Source organism: Streptomyces sp. NPDC002133, from assembly GCF_040296405.1.
Classification (GTDB): Bacteria; Actinomycetota; Actinomycetes; order Streptomycetales; family Streptomycetaceae; genus Streptomyces.
This window is the reverse complement of record NZ_JBEOXF010000098.1, coordinates 1-17466: the sequence shown is the minus strand read 5'-3', so window position 1 is coordinate 17466 and position 17466 is coordinate 1. Positions and strand designations below refer to the sequence as shown.

Below are 17466 nucleotides of genomic sequence, written 5' to 3'. Positions count from 1 at the left end.
CCTGGAGGTTGCGGGGCCGGGCCGTCGCCGAGGCCAGCAGGTCCCACGACCCGCGGGTGGGGCTGGGCACACGCCGGTTGTAGGCGAACGTGGTGTGCGACGACGCGGCCGGCACGCCGAGTTCGCTCGCGGCGACCGCGCCCCACAAACAGGCATTGTCGTGAACGATCAGGTCGGGCCGGACACGACGCAGATCGCTGAGCACAGCGGGCAGCAAGCGGACGGTGGCACCCGCAAGCCCCTCCATCAGCGTGATCGGCATCGGCGGATCGGGCAGCGGCTGATCGCCCCCGGGGTAGAGGCACACCGTCGCGCCGGTGGCCTCGATCTCCTCACGGAACGCGGGCGAGGTGTAGTACGTGACGGAGTGGCCGCGCCGGACAAGCTCGGCCACGACCGGCAGCGTCGGGTTGACGTGCCCGTGCATGGCGATGTTGAGGAACGCGAAGGTACTCACCGGCCGACTCCGCCACGGAGGACCACGCCTCGCCCGGACGACTGGCAGACGGGGCCGAAGGAATGGGCGCGACCACTGGACGAATCGCCGCCGCTGAACCCGGAACGCGCCGACGAGGCTGCTTCTCGGCGACAGGTAACCCTCATAATCCACCCTTCTTCCCACGCCACCGAGTTCGGTGGGCCACGAGTAAGACCGAGTGGCCACCCGACCTGTGACACCGCAGGCCATGCGTCAGGCCACCAGCCATCGGGCTTTGCCTCGCGGGAGTTCCGCCACCAAGGGCGCACGTGGCGGCGAACCACCGGGACGGACCGTGCGACGCCCCGGACGGATCAACGGCCGTTGCCTGCCCGGCAGGTTGTGCCGGAGGTCTGGTCCTGTGGCAAATGGTGACGGAGTGGACACGTCACGATTGCGGCGCCAAACTCGGCTGAGTCCCCTTGCGGGGAATCAGGACACAGACGGAGGACCGATGTTGCGACGCGCGCCCCGAACCTCTCATATTGTCATGCCCATGGCGGCAACAACCGTGCCCGGTCCGCGCCCGGTTGCGGCGGCGCCTGAACAGTACGTCCGCGTTTGAACTGCGAGTCCGACACGCACCGCTCGTCCCGGCACGGAGCAGACCCGCCGCGCCGCTCTGCCCCACTTTCCCCCGCATCGAGTAGGAGTGCCCTGATGTCGTCCCGCAAGCTCTGGCGCGTCCGCGCCGCAGCGGCCGTGCTGGCGGTGCTCGCCGGTATCGGTGCATCCGCCGTCCCCGGCCCGGCCCTTGCGGCCGCCCCGCCGAAGAGCCGCCAGGCCGTCACCTTCCACGGCTACCGCATCGAAGTGCCCGCCGACTGGCAGGTGGTCGATCTCGCCGAGAACCCGGGCGCCTGCCTCCGGTTCGACAGACCCGCCGTCTACATCGGCGAGCCCGCCGACCAGAACGACTGCCCCGCCCGAGTCGTCGGCCGTACGGCAGGCATCGTCGTGGAACCCATCACCGCACGCTCCGCCGGCCATACGACGGCGGCGACCACGCGGGCGCAGCGAGGCAAGGCCACCGCCCCGTCCGCCGCGTCCAGCAACGACACCATCCAGCTCGCGGTCGAGGACGCCGGCGTCCTCGTCACCGCCGCCCACACCCCGGCGACCGAGAGCCTGGTGCGCGACGCCCTCAACTCGGCCGAGCTGACCGCGAGCGCCGAACGCACCGAACTGCCCCGCGCCGCACAGCGCTCCGCCGCCGCGCCCCTGGCCGCGGCCGGGCCGCAGCCGGGCAGCTACCTCGGCAAGGGCTTCGACGCCTGCACCGCACCCTCGCAGGCCGCCATGAACGCCTGGCAGGCGAGCTCGCCCTACAGCGCGGTCGGCGTCTACATCAGCGGTTCCTTCCGCGGCTGCGCACAGCCGAACCTGACCGCGAGCTGGGTGACCAACCAGACCAACAACGGATGGCGGCTGTTCCCCATCGACGTCGGCCGCCAGGCGCCGTGCACCAGCTACTCACTGAAGATGTCCGCCGACCCGGCCACGGCCAAGTCCCAGGGCGTCACCGCGGCGGCCGGCGCCATCACCGCCGCGTCGAACCTCGGCATCCCGTCCGGCAGCGCCATCTACAGCGACATCGAGGCCTACACCTCCACCGCATCCTGCAAGGCGGCCGTGCTCTCGTACCTGTCCGGCTGGAGCGAGCGGCTGCACAGCAGCGGCTATCTGTCGGGCTTCTACTCCAGCGCCGCCTCCGGCATCAGGGACGCCGCCAGCGAGTACAACAACAGCGCCTACACCCGGGTCGACCACCTCTTCTACGCGTGGTGGAACGGAGCCGCCGACACCAACACCGGTACCTACGTGCCGGCCAGTCACTGGTCCAACCACCAGCGGATCCACCAGTACGTGGGCGAGGTCACCGAGTCCTACGGCGGCTACTCGATCAACATCGACCGCGACTACCTGGACGTGGGCACCGGCACCCCGCCCGCGCCCACCTGCACGGGGGTGAGCCTGGACTTCACCGCGTACACCACCGTCCAGAGCGGTTCGACCGGGAACCTGGTCAAGGCCGCCCAGTGCCTGCTGAAGGCCGCCGGTTACGACCCGGGCGCCCCGGACGGGGACTTCGGCCCCAACACGACCACCGCCGCCAGGAACTTCCAGACCAGCAGGGGCCTCACGGCGGACGGCGTGGTCGGCCCGAAGACCTGGACCGCCCTGCTGTCCCGTGGATCGACCCCCACCGTCCAGAACGGCTCGACGGGCGAGGCCGTCACGCGGCTGCAGCGCGCCCTGACCGCCGCGCTCGGCCGGACGGTGGCCATCGACGGCGACTTCGGCCCGGGCACCGACCAGGCCGTACGCGACTACCAGTCCACGCGCGGGCTGAGCGTCGACGGCCAGGTCGGCCCCGCCACCTGGGGCGCCCTCCAGTCAGGAAAGTGAGCAGAACGGTGACCAGGAAAGTGAGGGAGGAATCGTGAGACGACTCGCGCGGATCATCACGCTGTTCGCCGCGGTGGCCGGCCTGCTCCTCGGACTGGGCGTCCCCGCGCAGGCCTTCCCCCAGGCCGCGTTCCCGCTGACGAGCAACGGCAACCGGGGCTCCGACGTCGTCGCGCTGCAGCACCTGCTCGCCGCGCACGGCCGCTCCGTGGCCGTGGACGGCGTCTTCGGCTCGGGCACGCACAGCGCGTTGGTGGGCTTCCAGCAGTCCAAGGGCCTGACGGCGGACGGCATCGCCGGGCCCGCCACCTGGGGCGCGCTCGCCGCCACCGTACGGCAGGGCGACAACGGGCCTGCGGTGCTGGCCGTCCAGTCGCTGCTCAACGCCAAGCGGGGCGCGGGCCTCACGGTCGACGGTGCCTTCGGGCCTGCCACCGCCTCCGCCGTGCGCACCTTCCAGTCCCATGCAGGGATCGGCGCGGACGGCGTCGTCGGGCCGGTCACCTGGCAGAACCTGCTGTGGCACTACGAGAACATCGCCTTCGGCACCGGCACGATGTGCGCGCAGAGCCCCGACGGCAACGCCAACGCCCACTGGGCAACAGCCGGCGCTGTCGGTCAGATGGAGGCCGCCGCAGCCGGCTTCGCCGCCACCGGGAACGGCAGACTGCCGGTCGGCGACTCGGGCTTCGAGCACGGCGGCGACATACCCGGCCACGCCAGCCACGAGGTCGGGATGGACATCGACGTGTGGCCGATCCGGACCGACTCCGCGCAGTGCACGGCGGGGCGGATCACCTGGCAGTCGTCGACGTACGACCGTGCGGCCACCCGCGCGCTCGTGCAGCAGATCCGGGCGAAGGCCTCCGGCCATGTCGAACTGATCTTCTTCAACGATCCGCAACTCATCTCGGAGGGGCTGACCACGAGCTACCCGAACCACGACAACCATCTGCACATCCGCTACCGGTGACGCGTCGGCCGCGGGCCCGGGCGTCGCCTGCGGGTCCGCGGCCGTCGATCGCGGTGCGCGGCGGGGCCGAGCTCGTCGCCGTGGCGAGGGCGTCCGCCAGGCCGTCGACCTCGGTGCTCAGCGCACGACGAGCGTCGTACCGGCGACGGCGGGGACCAGTTCCCCGATGACCGGATGTCCGGGAACCTCCCCGGCGACCAGCAGCCCTCCGGAGGTCTGCGCGTCGGCGAGCAGATGCAACTGGTCGTCGGTCGCCCGTCCCGCGTCCAGATGCGGGCGCACCCAGTCGAAATTGCGCCTCGTGCCGCCGCTGACGTACCCGGCCCGCAGGGACTCCAGGGCGCCGTCGAGCACGGGGACGGCAGCGGCGTCCACCACGGCGGTGACGCGGCTGGCGCGGGCCAGCTTGTGCAGATGGCCGAGCAGCCCGAACCCGGTCACATCGGTGGCGCACACGGCACCGGCCTCCAGGGCCGCAGCGCTGGCCCGGTCGTTGAGCGCGGCCATGCTGGCGACGGCGTGCGGGAAGACCTCGCCCGTCCGCTTGTGACGGTTGTTGAGGATCCCGACACCCAACGGCTTGGTCAGCGTGAGCGGCACACCCGGCCGGCCGGCGTCGTTGCGCAGCAGCCGATCCGGGTCCACCAGACCGGTCACGGCCATGCCGTAGAGCGGCTCCGGGCTGTCGATGCTGTGACCGCCGCCGACGAGGCAACCGGCGCTGCCCGCGACGTCGAGCGCTCCCGCCAGCACCTCCTGGGCCAGCTCCGCGGGCAGGACGTCACGCGGCCAGCCCAGCAGGTTGAGCCCGACGAGGGGCCGGCCGCCCATCGCATAGACGTCGGACAGGGCGTTGGCCGCGGCGATCCGGCCCCAGTCACGGGCGTCGTCCACGACGGGCGTGAAGAAGTCGGCCGTCGACACCACGGCGGTGCCGTCACCGGTGCGCACGACCGCGGCGTCGTCGCCGTCGTCGAGTCCGACCAGCAGCCGGTCCTCGCCTGCACCCGGGGCCTGCCCGGGGATCCGCGCCGGCATCAGTCCCGAGACCATCGCCTCCAGCTCCCCCGGAGGGATCTTGCAGGCGCAGCCGCCGCCGTGTGCGTACTGGGTCAGCCGGACGGGCACCGCGGGTTCGACCGCAGGGTCAACTGTCGTCATACAACGATGATTTCACCTGTCGTCTGCCCAGGAGGCCTCGGCTTCAGGCCGGGGAAGAATAGGTCCTTGGGCCGGAGCCGCGAAGCGGCGGAGTCTGTCTGCGCAACTGGTCCGAACCAGCGCTTTCGCTCGTTGCCCGTGGTCCCGAGTAGGTTGGGGACCACGACGACAGCGGTGAGGGACGAGGGGGCCGAGCAGCACGCCCGGTACACCTACCGACTGCGTGTGTCGTCCCCGCCTGCCTTTCCTGCAAGGAGGCGAGGACGGACGGGCTGTTCCCGGCCCGGCTCCGCAGGGCCGGGAACGGGTCGTCAGCGGTCGTCCGCCTCGGACTGAAGCTGACGGGCGTCGGCGGCGATCAGCTTCGCGGCGTCCGCCGGCAGACCGCCGTGCCGGCCGGCCAGCTCCGCGGTCTTGGCCAGCAGGGCGTACTTGCCGCCGGCCAGCTCGGAGAGCAGCACGGACATGGTGGTCGGCTTGCCCTGCGAGGTCAGGATCAGGTGACCGAGGCCGGCCTGGTCGGCCTTGACCGTGAAGGTGCTGGTGGCCGTGGCGGTACCCGAGGCACCGGTCGCCTTGACGGTGACGGTGTGTTCGCCGGCGGCCAGCTTCGTCATGTCCAGCGCCTGGCCGGCCTTGTGGGCCACGCCGTCCACGGCAATTTCCGTCTGCGTGGCGTCCGCGTTGTCGGTGTCCACGGCGAGAACGGGGCGCTGGGCGCGGTCCAACACGGCGCCGTCGGCCGGGGAGGTGACGGCCGCTGCCGTCTGCGGAGTGACCTGCTGCGCCTTGGCCTGGTTCCAGCCGGTCAGCTCGGTGGGCCGGTTGGTGATGATCGCGTCGACGCCGTACTCGTCGTACTGCTTCCACTTCGCGGCGGAGTCGATCGTCCAGACCATGGTGGCCACGCCGGCCTTGTGCAGCTCGTCCACGGCCTCGGGCCGGGCCTCCAGGGCGCCGCCGCTGGGGTTGTACGAGGTCAGGTGCAGGTCCTTGGCCACGGCCACCGGTTCGGCGTGCAGGCTGCCGGTGAGCAGACCGAGCGGTAGCTCCGGCGCCAGCTCGTACACCCAGCGCAGGTGGTCCTGGCTGAAGCTCTGTACGAAGACGCGGTCGGTCATCTTCTCGGCGCGCACAACGTCGATCATCTTGGCGACCTGCTCCTTGGTGTCCGCCCGCTTGACCTCCAGGAGCAGGTTGCCGCCGCGGGTACGCAGGTCGGCGAGTTGCTGGGCGAGCGTGGGGACGCGTGCGCCGGCGAAGGCAGGGGCGAACCAGGAGCCGGCGTCCAGCCCGTCGATCTGCGTCGAGGTCAGGGTGGTGATGTCGCCGGTACCGTCGGTGGTGCGGTCGACGGTGTTGTCGTGCATCAGGTACGGCACGCCGTCCTTGCTGAGCTGCACGTCGTTCTCGATGAAGTCGGCGCCGCCGCGGCGGCCGATCTCCTGGGCGGTCATGGTGTTCTCCGGAGCGGCGGAGGAGGCACCGCGGTGCGCGATGACGGTCACCGGGGCACCCTCGGGGCGCAGGTAGCCGTTCGGGCCGAGCGCGGTGACCCTCACGTCGTCGAAGGAGACCTTCGCGCCGTTGACCACGAAGGCGAGGCCGCCGTCGGCGGAGCGCTGGAGCTGGTTGGTCTTCATCAGCTGCTTGCCGTCGAGGAACCAGGCGGCCTGGTGGCCGTGCACCTCGATGCGGACCTTGACGTCCCGTCCGGTCGCGGCGGCCTGCGGGGCGGAGGTGGTGTTGGTGACGTTCCACGCGCCGGCCGGGGTCAACTGGGCGAACTCCACGCCGTTGGAGGCGGTGCTGCCGCTGCGCAGGGTGGCGATCCACCAAGGGGTGGCGCCGGAGGCCGGCACGTCCAGACCCAGTGCGAACCAGCGGGTGGCCTCGTTGACGGACTCGAAGCGCGCGGTCGCCTCGAACCGGTAGTTCTTCAGGTGCGAGCCGAAGGTCAGCTTCTTGGTGCCGGAGGCAGCGGTGCCGACCAGCCGGCCGTTGTGCACCTGCCACTCCCCGTCGATGGCCCGCCAACCGGCGGGAAGCACACCGGAGTCGAAGTTCTCGGAGACGACGACGTCGCCCGGCTCGACAGCGGGGTCGGCGTGGGCGGACGGGGCGAGGGACAGCAGCGCGAGAGAGCCGACGGCGGTCAGCGCGGTAGCGACGCCGGCCGGTCGGGACTGGGAACGGGAGATCATGACGACGAAGCTAGAAGGCTTTGTCGTCCGGAGAGCATCCTGATCGTGAAAGATCGGGAAACCGCAGGCTGGTGAAGGGAGACCGCAGCCTCCGCTCGGCAGCCGGAAACCGGGCCGACCATCTGCCGGCCCGCCGGACCGCTGGCAACATGAGCGAGGAATCCCCTCCCCTTCAGGGAGGAAGAGGAGTCAACTCTTGCCCCGGCAGTGTACGGGGATCACAATCGTGCCCCGGAGGCGTTGGGCGGGCTGGTGCCCCTCCCGATCTTCAAAATCGGTGTGGTCCGGGATCCGGGCCAGGCGGGTTCGATTCCCGTCCGCCTCCGCTGACATCGATCGGGGTGGCGCAGGTGGCGGACGAGCGGCGGGAGCCGCCTGCGGAACCCCGGCGGCAGGTGCCGTCCACGGATCCCCGGCGGCGGGTGCCGAGCACCACGCTGCTGCTCGGCGATCCCCGGCTGAGCGAGGCGTCCGCGCGGCTGGGCAGGACCGTCGTCAAGGCCGCGGTCGCCACCGCCCAGCAGGCCGTACGCGAAGGACGGATCGAGCCGGACGACGCGGTCCGTGCCGCGCTCGCCGCGCTCCCCGCGCACGCGGCCGGGCTGCGCCCCGTGCACAACGCCACCGGCGTGGTGCTGCACACCAATCTGGGACGGGCTCCGCTGTCGCGGTCCGCGCTGGAGGCGATGGCGGCGGCCGGCGGATACACGGACGTCGAACTGGACCTGAGCACCGGCAGACGCGCGCCGCGTGGCCGCAGCGCCATGGCGGCCCTGCGGGAGGCCGTACCGGCCGCAGAGGCCGTGCACGTGGTCAACAACGGAGCTGCCGCCCTCGCGCTGGCCGTCGCCACACTGGCCCCGGGGCGCGACATCCTGCTCAGCCGGGGCGAGTTCGTCGAGATCGGTGACGGCTTCCGGATACCTGAGCTGCTGACCTCGTGCGGCGCCCGGATCCGCGAGGTCGGCACCACCAACCGGACCCGGCTCGACGACTACGCGGACGCCGTCGGCCCGGACACCGGATTCATCCTCAAGATCCACCCGTCGAACTTCACGGTGAGCGGCTTCACCCGGGGCGTGGACGTCGGCGAGCTGGCTTCGTTGGGCCTGCCGGTGGTGGTCGACATCGGATCCGGTCTCCTCGCACCCGACCCGGTGCTGCCGGGCGAGCCGGACGCGGACACCGCGCTGCGGGCCGGGGCCACGCTGGTCACCGCCAGCGGGGACAAGCTGCTCGGGGGGCCGCAGGCGGGGCTGGTTCTCGGCCGGGCCGCCGTGGTGGAGCGGATGCGCCGCCATCCGCTGGCCCGGGCGCTGCGCGTGGACAAGTTCACCCTGGCCGCACTGGAGGCGACGCTGCGCGGTCCCGAGCCGCCCGTGCTCGCCGCCGTGCACATGCCGCTGCCGCGGTTGCGCGCACGGACGCTGCGCCTGGCCGAGGGCGCCGCGCAACGAGGTCTGGACGCGTGCGTCGTGCCTTCCGATGCGGTGGTCGGAGGCGGCGGCGCCCCTGGGATCGTTCTGCCGTCCTGTGCGCTGAGCCTCCCCGAGGACCTGGCGGCACCGCTGCGCACCGGTGAACCGGCCGTGCTGGGCCGGGTGGTGCGCGGCCGGCTGCTGCTGGACCTGCGGTGCGTGCCGGAGGATTACGACGACGACGTCCTCGCCGCGGTGCTTTGCGCGGCGGGCCGGTGAGCATGCGGGTCATCGCGACGGCCGGGCACGTCGACCACGGCAAGAGCACGCTGATCCAGGCGCTGACCGGCACACACCCCGACCGGCTGGCGGAGGAGCGGCGCCGTGGTCTGACCATCGACCTGGGCTTCGCGTGGACGGATCTGCCATCGGGCGAGCGGCTCGCGTTCGTCGACGTCCCGGGACACGAGAAGTTCGTCCCCACCATGCTGGCCGGTGTGGGGCCCGTGCCCGCCGTGCTGTTCGTGGTCGCCGCGGACGAGGGCTGGAAGCCGCAGTCCGCCGAGCATCTCGCCGCCGTGGACGCCCTGGGCGTACGGCACGGCCTGCTCGCCGTCACCCGCTGCGACCTGGCCGACCCCGGCCCCGCCACGGCGCAGGCACTGGAACGGATCCGGTCCAGCAGCCTCGGCGGCGTCGAGGCCGTGGCCGTCAGCGCCCGCACCGGCGCGGGCCTTGTCGAGCTGCGCGCCGCCCTCGACCGGCTGGCCGGGCGGCTGCCGGACGGGGACGCCGACGCGCCGGTGCGGCTGTGGATCGACCGCTCCTTCACCGTGCGCGGCAGCGGGTTGGTGGTAACGGGCACGCTCGGTGCCGGGCGGATCCAGGGGGGCGATGTTCTGGTGACCGCCCGGTCCGGCCGTTCCGTGCGCGTCAGGGCGCTGCAGGCCCTCGGCGAGGAGACCGGTACGGTGCGGGCGACCGCCCGGGTGGCCGTCAACCTCCGCGGTCTCGACAAGGATTCGACGGGCCGCGGCGACGCACTGCTCACCCCCGACAGCGTCTTCCCCTGTCTGCGCTGCGACGTGCGCGTGCATGGCGGAACACCGGCCGCCGATCTGCCCCGCACCGCTGTCGCCCACATCGGCTCCGCTGCTGTGCCGGTACGAGTGCGGCCGCTCGGCGCGGACATCGTCCGGCTGACCCTGCCGGCGCCGCTGCCGCTGCGCATCGGAGACCGTGCGGTGCTGCGCGATCCGGGTCTGCGGCGGGTGCTGGCGGGCGTGACAGTGCTCGATCCCCGGCCACCGGACCTGCGGCGCCGCGGCGCCGCGGGCCGGCGGGCGGCCGAACTGGGCGACGCGCGTGGCACTCCGAGCGAGGCGGACGAGCTACGGCGCCGACTGCTGGTCACGCGCCAGGAACTGACCGCGATGGGGGTGGCGGTCCACAGCGTGCCGGTCGCGGGCGACTGGCTGGCCGAGCCCGCCCACTGGGCCGCCCTGCGCGCCCGGCTGGCCGATCTGGTCGCCGCGTACCGCTCCGAGCGGCCCACCGAGGAGGGCGTGCCGGTGGAAATCGCTCGGCATCGCCTTGGCCTGCCTTCCGCGTCCCTGGTGGAGGCGCTGGTTACACCGCCCCTGCGGATGAGCCTCGGGCGCGTGACCGCCGGCTCCACGGCGCTGCCCGCCTCTGTCGCGGACGCGGTACGCCGCCTCATCACCGAACTCGCCGGCCGGCCGTTCGCCGCCCCCCAATCCCAGCGGCTCGCGGAACTCGGCCTCGGTCGCCGCGAACTCGCCGCGGCGGCCCGCCACGGGGCCGTCCTGCGGCTCGCGGAACACGTGGTGCTGCTCCCCGACGCCCCGCGGCTGGCGGCCGACCGGCTGAGCGCACTCGACCAGCCGTTCACCGTGGGAACGGCGAGCAGCGCCCTGGAGACCAGCCGACGCGTCACCGTTCCCCTGCTGGAGCACTGTGACGCTCAGGGCATCACCGAGCTGCTTCCCGACAAGCGCCGCCGGTGCCCGCCGCCTGCCCGGTCGGCGCCAGTCACCGCACCGCCCTGAGGCACGTGTTTCCGCTTGAGCTGTCCGGGGTGTTGCCCACGCGGCCGGGGGTGCGGTGGCGGAGGCAGTACGAAGCGCGCTTGACGATGGCGACGGCATCGATGCTGGTGACCCGGGGGGCGTAGAAGCCGAAACAGAAGCAGGTGCGCATGCGGTCGACGCCCTGTTCAGCGGGACGGCGACGCATGGATCGCGGCTAATGTAGCTTATATCCACCACAACTGTACGAATGGGGACCAGAATGAAGCTCGGCGCATTCTCCGTGAGCCTGTCCGTCCAGGACCTTGAGGCTTCCAGGCGGTTCTACGAGAAGCTCGGGTTCGTCGAATTCGGAGGCGACGCCACACAGAATTGGCTCATCCTCAAGAACGGCGATCACGTGATCGGGCTGTTCCAGGGAATGTTCGAGAAGAACATGCTGACGTTCAATCCGGGCTGGGACAACAACGCCGACGCGCTCGAATCATTCACTGACATCCGCGAGTTGCAGCGTGAACTGAAGGCGCAGGGCATGGAGTTCGTCAGCGAAGTCGACGAGTCCGGCTCCGGCCCCGGTAGCTTCCTCGTCGTCGACCCGGACGGCAACCCCATTCTCGTCGACCAGCACAGATGACGTGCCGCCTGGTAAGCGTTGTCCCGTAAGTGATCTCCGGGCTCGTGCGGACAGGTCGCCTGTCAGGCCGCTGGTCAAAGATGTGCGGCAGACTTCGCTGGACAGGCGCGGTTGAGGGGACGGAAAGGGCGCGTGGAACACACCCATAGGTCGCTGATCGGCTGCGGGTCCTCGGTGCTGGACGCACTCAGCATTGCCGGATGGACAGCGGGTCGCCGGATCGCCACCGCGGACTGGACACGGCAACTGACAGCGTCGGGGTTCGAGCTCAACCATGCGGTGCCCGAGATTTGGGCGGAGTTCGGCGGGCTGAGGATCACGAGCTCCCCGGCCCGCGTACCCGGATCGTCACTGCACATAGACCCCGTTGACGCCTGCATCGACACAGCCGCGGAGGCCTCCACACTCAGGCATGGATACGCAGAGAACTACAGCCCTCTGGGCATGTGGTCGAGCCAGTTCAGGTCATATGTAGCGGCAAGCGGGCGCGTCATTGCTGTTGGACCGAATGTCCTCTGGCACCTGGGTTCAACTTTCGCAGAGGCCCTAGCGCATGGAAGCCCCCCGCCAGCAGCAGCCGGGAAGTCCGCCCCCCTTCAAGGGCCCAGCCCATCACGACCGACATGGACACCGCTGCCATCAGGAACGCCCCGGCATACACGGGGTGTTGCGCGAAGATCTGAACGTGCCAGACGCCCCACGCCATGCCGACAGCCATCGAGGCCGCGAGGGGACCGAAGCGGGGGTGCAGCAGCGGCTGCAAGAGGCAGCGCCACCCGATCTCCTCGCCGCACGCACCGATCAGTTGCGCCGCGGCGATCAGCACGAACGGGGCATCAGGACGCGTGAACCGCGCGTCCCCGCTGATCGCCGCGTACGCGCCGGCACTCACCGCGATGATCAGCGGCGCCGTCACGATCAGGAGCGCCCCACGGCCGCCGCGGCCCGGCAGGCCGTCGGTCAGCAACGCCCGTACACGCCGCGGCCACAGCATCGCGGCCACCCCCACCCCGAGGGCAGGCCCGAACTGCGTCAGCTGGATGACCTCGAGAGGTATCCGTGTCACGGGCTGAACCGCGCCCAGCACGCCGGCTGCCAGGAAGCTGACGGCGAGGAACGAGACCGTCACCCGGATGTCAACAGGTGTCATTCGCATGGCCTCGACGATGCCGCTCCGCGGGGCCACCGGCATTGGACCTGGATGCCGGGCTGGGGTGTACCTGGGTACACCGTTCACTGAGTTTCAGTGAATCTCACCTAGGTCACAAGGCACTTCTTCGCTTTCCGGGAGAACTGCCCGCAGGTATCGAACCGGTGGATCCGGGTGCAGTGGTCGAGCGGGGCCCGAAACGACCGATGCGGGCCGAGATGATCTCGGTCCGCATCAGAGGAGGTCAGTGTCCGAGGGGTGAGTTTCCGGCCAACGATGCGCTCGTGGTCGTTCAAGGGCGTCTCGACCTTGATCTATGACCGGGCTCGCCCGAACAGGTCAGGCCGACTCGAGTAGGGTCGTATAAGCCCCTTCGGCAGCCCGGCCTTGCGCCGTACCGGGCGGAGTGTGGGCGAGGAACTCGCTGGTTGACCCGCTCTGCACGAGACGTCCGTCAACCAGAACAGACACGTGATCGGCCTCTTCCGCGAGGTCTGTCACGTCGTGCGTGGACAGCAGGATGCGGACGTCGTCCTTGACCGCGGCGAGCAGATCGCGGAAGACCCGTCGCTGGCGTGGGTCCATGCCGGCCGTGGGTTCATCCAGGAGGAGCACCCGTGCATCGTGGACCAGGGCACAAGCCACACCCACACGCCTCAGCTGGCCGCCCGAGAGCTGGCTGGTGCGGGTGTCCGCGTGCTTCGACATCTCGACGCGGGACAGCGCGCGAGGAGCGTTGTCCCAGGCATCGCCCCTGCTCATTCCCTTCAGCCAGCCCACATAAGCGACGTACTCCCGTGCTGTGAGTGAGGGCAGGGGGGTGATGTTCTGCGGCATCCAGGCCACCGTCCGCCGGTAGTCCTTGCTCTTCGCGTCAAGTCCATCCCACGTCACGGTTCCCCGCTGGGGCGCGGTGACGGCAGCAGCCAGCTGCAACATCGTGGACTTGCCGGCCCCATTCGGTCCGAGAAGGATGGTCAGGCCGTCCGGAAGGCGGTAGTTGAAGTCCTTCAGCACAGCAGGCCGCCGCCGGCCGTAGGCGAAGGTGCAGGAATTGAGAACGAGGGTCATGCGGCTCTCCGTGCGAAGCGGTTCGGTGAAAGGATGTGGGCACCAACGCCGACGGCGAGCATCAAGAGGGCTCCCACGGAGGCGTACCAGGTGCCAGGCGGTTCGAGGAGTACGGTCCACGGGTAGGGATCGCCGGCCGCCCTCATGCCGAAAAGTACGCAGATCAGCGGCCACAGTGCGGGAACGAGGACTGCGGATCTCCCGAAGAGAGCCCCGCACAACAGGGTGAGGCCGGCGAGGAAGACTGTGTTGCGGCCCAGTGTCTCGGCCGATGCGGCCCCGGTGACCATGGCGATCGCCTCGCCCACGGCGAGTGCGAGTGCCACCACGCCGAGTGTGAGCAGGACGTCGAGGAACCTGACGGGTCGGATGCCGGTGGTCTCGGCGGCGTCCAGCCGAGTATGCAGGCAGTCGAAGAGGACCGAGGTCAGCACGAGCGGAACAAGTGTGACAGCCTGCACGATCTCAGAGCCGCCGGACCATATGGACGGCAGGAAGAGGGGGGTGTCCTGAACGATCGCCGCCAGAAGCGCGAACATCAGAAAGCCCAGGGGCAGCCGAGTGTGGGCGCGGCGGGCACGCAGCCACCACATCACGTTGTGTTCCCGTCTTCCTCGCAGGCCTCCGCCACGGTCGTCTGGTACCAGTCGATTTGCTGCGGCCCGCTCAACTGCAGGACCTCTCCTACTCGGTCTTGGATGCGGCTGCGTTCTTGGGCCGTGAAATCGGGTTCGGAGCTGAGCCGTTTGACGTAGGTGTCGGCCTGTCCGACTTTGGAGGACACCCAGTAGTACACCAGGCGGGCGGGACCGGTGGCCGGGCGAGCGCATTCGTAACGCACCACTTCGCGGGCGATCTGGTAGCGAACGGTGCCGGTCGCCTCGCCGAGAACGAGCGGGACGGTCCAGTCATCCTCCGTGGACCGTTCGGGATATCGGAGGCTGAGAGAAGTGTCTGCGATGGAAGTCGGCTCGGCAGGCAGACCGGCTCGGCGCAGGGTTTCCAGCGTCGCCTTCGCTTCCTCGGTGAGAGCAGAGATGTGCCCAGCGCGTGCCTCAGGCAGACAGATGCGCGGGGACTGCCCGGCACAGGCGAGTGTGCCATGACCGGTGCTCCGTGGGCCTATGTAGCTCCAGTTGCTGACCAGGGAGAACGATCCGAACGCGCTGGCGACGACGAGTGCTCCCGCGACGCCTCCTCGTAGCCAGCGGGTAACAGGTGCCCAGAGCAGAGCCGTGGCGCAGGCGCAGCCGACGGCGAGCAGGAGGGGGGCCGCGAGGGCGGCGGGGGTGGGCAGTTCGCCGAACATCATCTTTCCGGCGAAGAGGCCGGTGAGGTGCCGCGGCCACGGTGTCGACAGTCCGGTGGACCAGCCGACGGCCAGGAAGTCGGTAACCGCGATGATCGGCACTACGGCGATGTGCCGAATGGCGGCTCCGGCGGCGAATCCGACGATGCCGTGGGCGACGCAGAGCACCAGTGCGAAGGCCAGCAGCGTGAGTCCGGGCAGGTCGGGCGCGACCTGCTCTTGGACAAGGGCGCACAGCGTGGGGAGGATCGGGACCAACCAGGCCAGTGCGACAACGGGAGACAGATGCTGTGCGGCGATGGTGTAGCGGGATCGCACCGCCCCCAGCCTCCAGATTTCGGAGAGTCCTAGCTTCCGCGCCTCCCACGCGGCGAGACCCGAGGCGACCGCGAAGGCCACGGGCAGCAGGTTGCGCAGCACCGCGTCGATCACGGTGGCGGAGTAGCCCAGCGGATCGATGCGGAGGTCGTCACCGAGATCGGTGGCGTAGTAGGCGAACACGAGAAGCAGGGCGACAGGCGCGACCCTCAGCGCACTGCTGGATCTGATGAGTGTGAGGGGTTTCACTTCTTGGCTTCCTGGAGCGGTCCGAGTAGGGGGCGTGGTGTCTCGCCGACAGCGAGACACCACGCTGCAGATCACTGATCAGGAGTCGGCGAGAGTGGTGTCAACTCCCGCGTAAGTCGCCCACAGCAGGCAGCACGCGTTACTCCCGCCGCCTACGTTGTCGACCTGGAAGTAGTAGTCCGACTCCGTGGGCAGACCGGTGTACTCGCCCCGGCTCGCGTAGGTCGTGCCGTTGAAGCAGTTGGTGAAGGTCTTCTCACCGTAGAAGTCGTTGGCCGACAGTGCGTCGTAGTCCCACAACTCGACACCAGTGGTGTCACTGCCGTTCTCGGTGCACCCCTTGAAGATGATCTCCGTGTAGCTCTCGTCCGCCCAGTAGCGGGACTGCCCGTTACTCCCGCCACCGTCCGTCCAACCACCGATGCTGCTCGACCAGTTGGCCGAGGAGCCGGAGGACAACGCAAGGACGAAGGCTGGCGCCATGGCAACCACGGCGGATACACGCTTGGAAGATCTGCCCGACATGCGGGAACTCCGAATCTCCCACCCGATGCGGCCCCCCACGAGGGCTTGTCCCCATCAGGCGAGGCGTGGAAGCTATCGAACAGTTGATCTTTCCGTCAATTTAACCTGCCAGCCACTTTATTGTCGCCTTACGCTCCCCAACAGCCCCCCGACGAAGCACTGTTCGCCGCGTTCGACCACGCGGCCCGCAGCTACGACCGCCTGGCGGCAGGCGAACCCGGGCTACCACACCCATCTGCGGCGCTCCGCCCGCAGACTTCGCCTGCCCGCATCCGGGGCGGGAGGCTCGTCCGACAGCGCTGGGATGAGTGACACACGGCACAATGCGCCGGCGCCGCCGACAGGCGGCCGTCCAACCCTCGCCCCTTTCGGCAACAACGAATGAACTCGCCCAGGACCTGCGCCCGCTCGACGAGGGGATCGCGTGGTTCGCGTCCCTCCCCGAGGACGGGCAGACGGAGACACTGCGCCTGCTCGCGGGGTTCTGTCTCCAGGCCCATCCCACCGCCGAGGAGGCCCTGGAGAGCATCCGGCGTTCTGGTCTCCGGCCGACCCATACTCCTGAGGTCATGCTCGTTCGGGGACGGATCGAGCACCAGGTGGGCAGAATCGCCGGGCTGACCCCGCAGCACGAGCGGATGAAGGCCTTCCGTCTGCTGATCGCCCTGCTCGCCGTCGCGGACGGCAGACGCAGGGCGCGATGTCGTGTCCACGGCTGCGGACACCACTGGCATCACCTGGCCGCTGGCCGGGAGTAGGGCACCGATCGGCGTTCGGCCGAGACCCAGGGGGAGGCCGGAAGGGAGGGAAATGACGGACGATCGGGCGTCACAGACATGGACGCCGACGCCCGCCAATCACATCTGTGACGTCAGGGTCGCCGGCGAGGGACATCTGCACGGACCCCAACCGTGAGCACGCTGACGGGATCGTCAGCTCGCCAGAACGTGTCCCGGGCAGTGTGAACCTCTTGGATGCGCTTCTTCCTGGCCTCAAGCCGAAGCGTCACGAACAGGCCGACCGTGACGGCGGCCGCCACCGCGGTGATGACCGACACCGCCGTGGTCCACAACGTCTTCTGCATGGCCGACGTGATCCAGCGCGGCGCTCCGAACCGGTACTGGCTGATCCCCGTCGGGCCCTAGTGAGTGGCGGCGCGCAACGTAAGCCGCGCTCGGCGCCCGGCCACACCGGCGTCAGCAGCAGGCCGACCGCTAGTGTCGCGACCGGAAGGGTTCACCGGCGCGCGATACGCGCTCGCCCTTCCAACCATGGGGAGACAACGGCCGGCGCCTGGCCGGCCGAGGGGGAGGACCATGCTGTTCGCGCAGCTCAAACCCGGCGGGCTCTACGTCAAGCGGACCTACCGACCGGACTGGGAGCTGACCCTGATCCGGGTCGGCGAGTCCCCGCGCCTGTGGCGATGGAACGAGAAGCGGTGGTCCTACGAGGTGGCCGAAGACGCCGACCGGCCGGACCTCAAGCAGCGTGTCGGCTATCTCGCCGTGGCGCCCCCGGC

Annotated in this window: 16 protein-coding genes, 1 tRNA gene and 1 pseudogene; 10 read left to right on the top strand and 8 right to left on the bottom strand. The window is 70.1% G+C overall.

Features of this window, described 5'->3' with window-relative positions:
- A partial coding sequence (locus ABT078_RS40755) for a glycosyltransferase (protein ID WP_351237211.1) occupies window positions 1-457 on the bottom strand: 457 nt, incomplete at its 3' end.
- A gap of 681 nt (window positions 458-1138) precedes the next feature.
- On the opposite strand from ABT078_RS40755, the gene ABT078_RS40750 reads away from it, so the two are divergent.
- Both ABT078_RS40750 and ABT078_RS40745 read left to right on the top strand, forming a co-directional pair.
- Window positions 1139-2887, top strand: coding sequence for a glycoside hydrolase domain-containing protein (locus ABT078_RS40750; protein WP_351237209.1), 1749 nt, complete (start codon window positions 1139-1141; stop codon window positions 2885-2887).
- 34 nt (window positions 2888-2921) lie between these two features.
- Window positions 2922-3860, top strand: a complete 939-nt coding sequence (locus ABT078_RS40745) for a penicillin-insensitive murein endopeptidase (RefSeq protein ID WP_351237207.1) — start codon at window positions 2922-2924, stop codon at window positions 3858-3860.
- A gap of 117 nt (window positions 3861-3977) precedes the next feature.
- Here ABT078_RS40745 and selD read toward each other — a convergent pair whose 3' ends face one another.
- Both selD and ABT078_RS40735 read right to left on the bottom strand, forming a co-directional pair.
- Window positions 3978-5021: a selenide, water dikinase SelD gene (gene selD / locus ABT078_RS40740; RefSeq protein WP_351237205.1), complete on the bottom strand. Its 1044-nt coding sequence runs from the start codon at window positions 5019-5021 to the stop codon at window positions 3978-3980.
- 311 nt (window positions 5022-5332) lie between these two features.
- Window positions 5333-7225, bottom strand: a complete 1893-nt coding sequence (locus ABT078_RS40735; protein WP_351237203.1) for a glycerophosphodiester phosphodiesterase family protein — start codon at window positions 7223-7225, stop codon at window positions 5333-5335.
- A gap of 233 nt (window positions 7226-7458) precedes the next feature.
- Between ABT078_RS40735 and ABT078_RS40730 the strand changes: the two genes are divergently transcribed.
- The 5 genes and pseudogenes from ABT078_RS40730 to ABT078_RS40710 form a co-directional block, all read left to right on the top strand.
- Window positions 7459-7552, top strand: a tRNA-Sec gene (locus ABT078_RS40730).
- Window positions 7553-7575: 23 nt separating this feature from the next.
- On the top strand, window positions 7576-8922 hold the full coding sequence (selA, locus tag ABT078_RS40725) for an L-seryl-tRNA(Sec) selenium transferase (protein WP_351237216.1): 1347 nt from the start codon (window positions 7576-7578) through the stop codon (window positions 8920-8922).
- A 2-nt stretch (window positions 8923-8924) separates the two neighbouring features.
- Complete coding sequence (selB, locus tag ABT078_RS40720; protein WP_351237213.1) at window positions 8925-10712, top strand: selenocysteine-specific translation elongation factor; 1788 nt, start codon at window positions 8925-8927, stop codon at window positions 10710-10712.
- Window positions 10713-10953: 241 nt separating this feature from the next.
- The gene (locus ABT078_RS40715; protein ID WP_351237201.1) at window positions 10954-11325 is read left to right on the top strand and encodes a VOC family protein; all 372 of its coding nucleotides are present in this window, start codon (window positions 10954-10956) and stop codon (window positions 11323-11325) included.
- Between the two features lie 132 nt (window positions 11326-11457).
- Window positions 11458-11817: pseudogene (locus ABT078_RS40710) on the top strand (SUKH-3 domain-containing protein); the annotation flags it as partial.
- On the opposite strand, the gene ABT078_RS40705 reads toward ABT078_RS40710, so the two are convergent.
- The 5 genes from ABT078_RS40705 to ABT078_RS40685 all read right to left on the bottom strand — a co-directional run bounded on the left by ABT078_RS40705 (window position 11816) and on the right by ABT078_RS40685 (window position 15905).
- A complete protein-coding gene (locus ABT078_RS40705) occupies window positions 11816-12517 on the bottom strand; it encodes a CPBP family intramembrane glutamic endopeptidase (protein WP_351237199.1) in 702 nt (233 codons plus the stop codon). The pseudogene ABT078_RS40710 and the gene ABT078_RS40705 overlap by 2 nt on opposite strands.
- Window positions 12518-12814: 297 nt before the next feature.
- On the bottom strand, window positions 12815-13546 hold the full coding sequence (locus tag ABT078_RS40700) for an ATP-binding cassette domain-containing protein (protein ID WP_351237197.1): 732 nt from the start codon (window positions 13544-13546) through the stop codon (window positions 12815-12817).
- On the bottom strand, window positions 13543-14139 hold the full coding sequence (locus ABT078_RS40695) for a hypothetical protein (RefSeq protein ID WP_351237195.1): 597 nt from the start codon (window positions 14137-14139) through the stop codon (window positions 13543-13545). The genes ABT078_RS40700 and ABT078_RS40695 overlap by 4 nt, the downstream gene beginning before the upstream one ends.
- Entirely contained in the window at window positions 14139-15422 is a 1284-nt protein-coding gene (locus ABT078_RS40690) for a hypothetical protein (RefSeq protein WP_351237193.1), read from the bottom strand. The genes ABT078_RS40695 and ABT078_RS40690 overlap by 1 nt, the downstream gene beginning before the upstream one ends.
- 78 nt (window positions 15423-15500) lie before the next feature.
- Window positions 15501-15905, bottom strand: coding sequence for a hypothetical protein (locus ABT078_RS40685; protein WP_351237191.1), 405 nt, complete (start codon window positions 15903-15905; stop codon window positions 15501-15503).
- Between the two features lie 350 nt (window positions 15906-16255).
- Here ABT078_RS40685 and ABT078_RS40680 point away from each other — a divergent pair, with 350 nt between their 5' ends.
- The 3 genes from ABT078_RS40680 to ABT078_RS40670 form a co-directional block, all read left to right on the top strand.
- Complete coding sequence (locus ABT078_RS40680; RefSeq protein ID WP_351237189.1) at window positions 16256-16705, top strand: DUF5958 family protein; 450 nt, start codon at window positions 16256-16258, stop codon at window positions 16703-16705.
- A 264-nt stretch (window positions 16706-16969) separates the two neighbouring features.
- Window positions 16970-17092 (top strand): hypothetical protein, encoded by a 123-nt coding sequence (locus ABT078_RS40675; RefSeq protein ID WP_351237187.1) that lies wholly within the window; start codon window positions 16970-16972, stop codon window positions 17090-17092.
- Window positions 17093-17263: 171 nt separating this feature from the next.
- Window positions 17264-17466 (top strand): hypothetical protein (locus ABT078_RS40670; RefSeq protein WP_351237185.1); only part of this gene is annotated, 203 nt, incomplete at its 3' end.

Bases quoted from the DNA above. Each gene is read 5' to 3' on its own strand.
- ABT078_RS40685 (WP_351237191.1), bottom strand. From the start codon at position 15,905: ATGGCGCCAGCCTTCGTCCTTGCGTTGTCCTCCGGCTCCTCGGCCAAC.
- selD (WP_351237205.1), bottom strand. From the start codon at position 5,021: ATGACGACAGTTGACCCTGCGGTCGAACCCGCGGTGCCCGTCCGGCTG.
- ABT078_RS40695 (WP_351237195.1), bottom strand. From the start codon at position 14,139: ATGTGGTGGCTGCGTGCCCGCCGCGCCCACACTCGGCTGCCCCTGGGC.
- selB (WP_351237213.1), top strand. From the start codon at position 8,925: ATGCGGGTCATCGCGACGGCCGGGCACGTCGACCACGGCAAGAGCACG.
- ABT078_RS40705 (WP_351237199.1), bottom strand. From the start codon at position 12,517: ATGCCGGTGGCCCCGCGGAGCGGCATCGTCGAGGCCATGCGAATGACA.
- ABT078_RS40735 (WP_351237203.1), bottom strand. From the start codon at position 7,225: ATGATCTCCCGTTCCCAGTCCCGACCGGCCGGCGTCGCTACCGCGCTG.
- ABT078_RS40715 (WP_351237201.1), top strand. From the start codon at position 10,954: ATGAAGCTCGGCGCATTCTCCGTGAGCCTGTCCGTCCAGGACCTTGAG.
- ABT078_RS40700 (WP_351237197.1), bottom strand. From the start codon at position 13,546: ATGACCCTCGTTCTCAATTCCTGCACCTTCGCCTACGGCCGGCGGCGG.
- ABT078_RS40750 (WP_351237209.1), top strand. From the start codon at position 1,139: ATGTCGTCCCGCAAGCTCTGGCGCGTCCGCGCCGCAGCGGCCGTGCTG.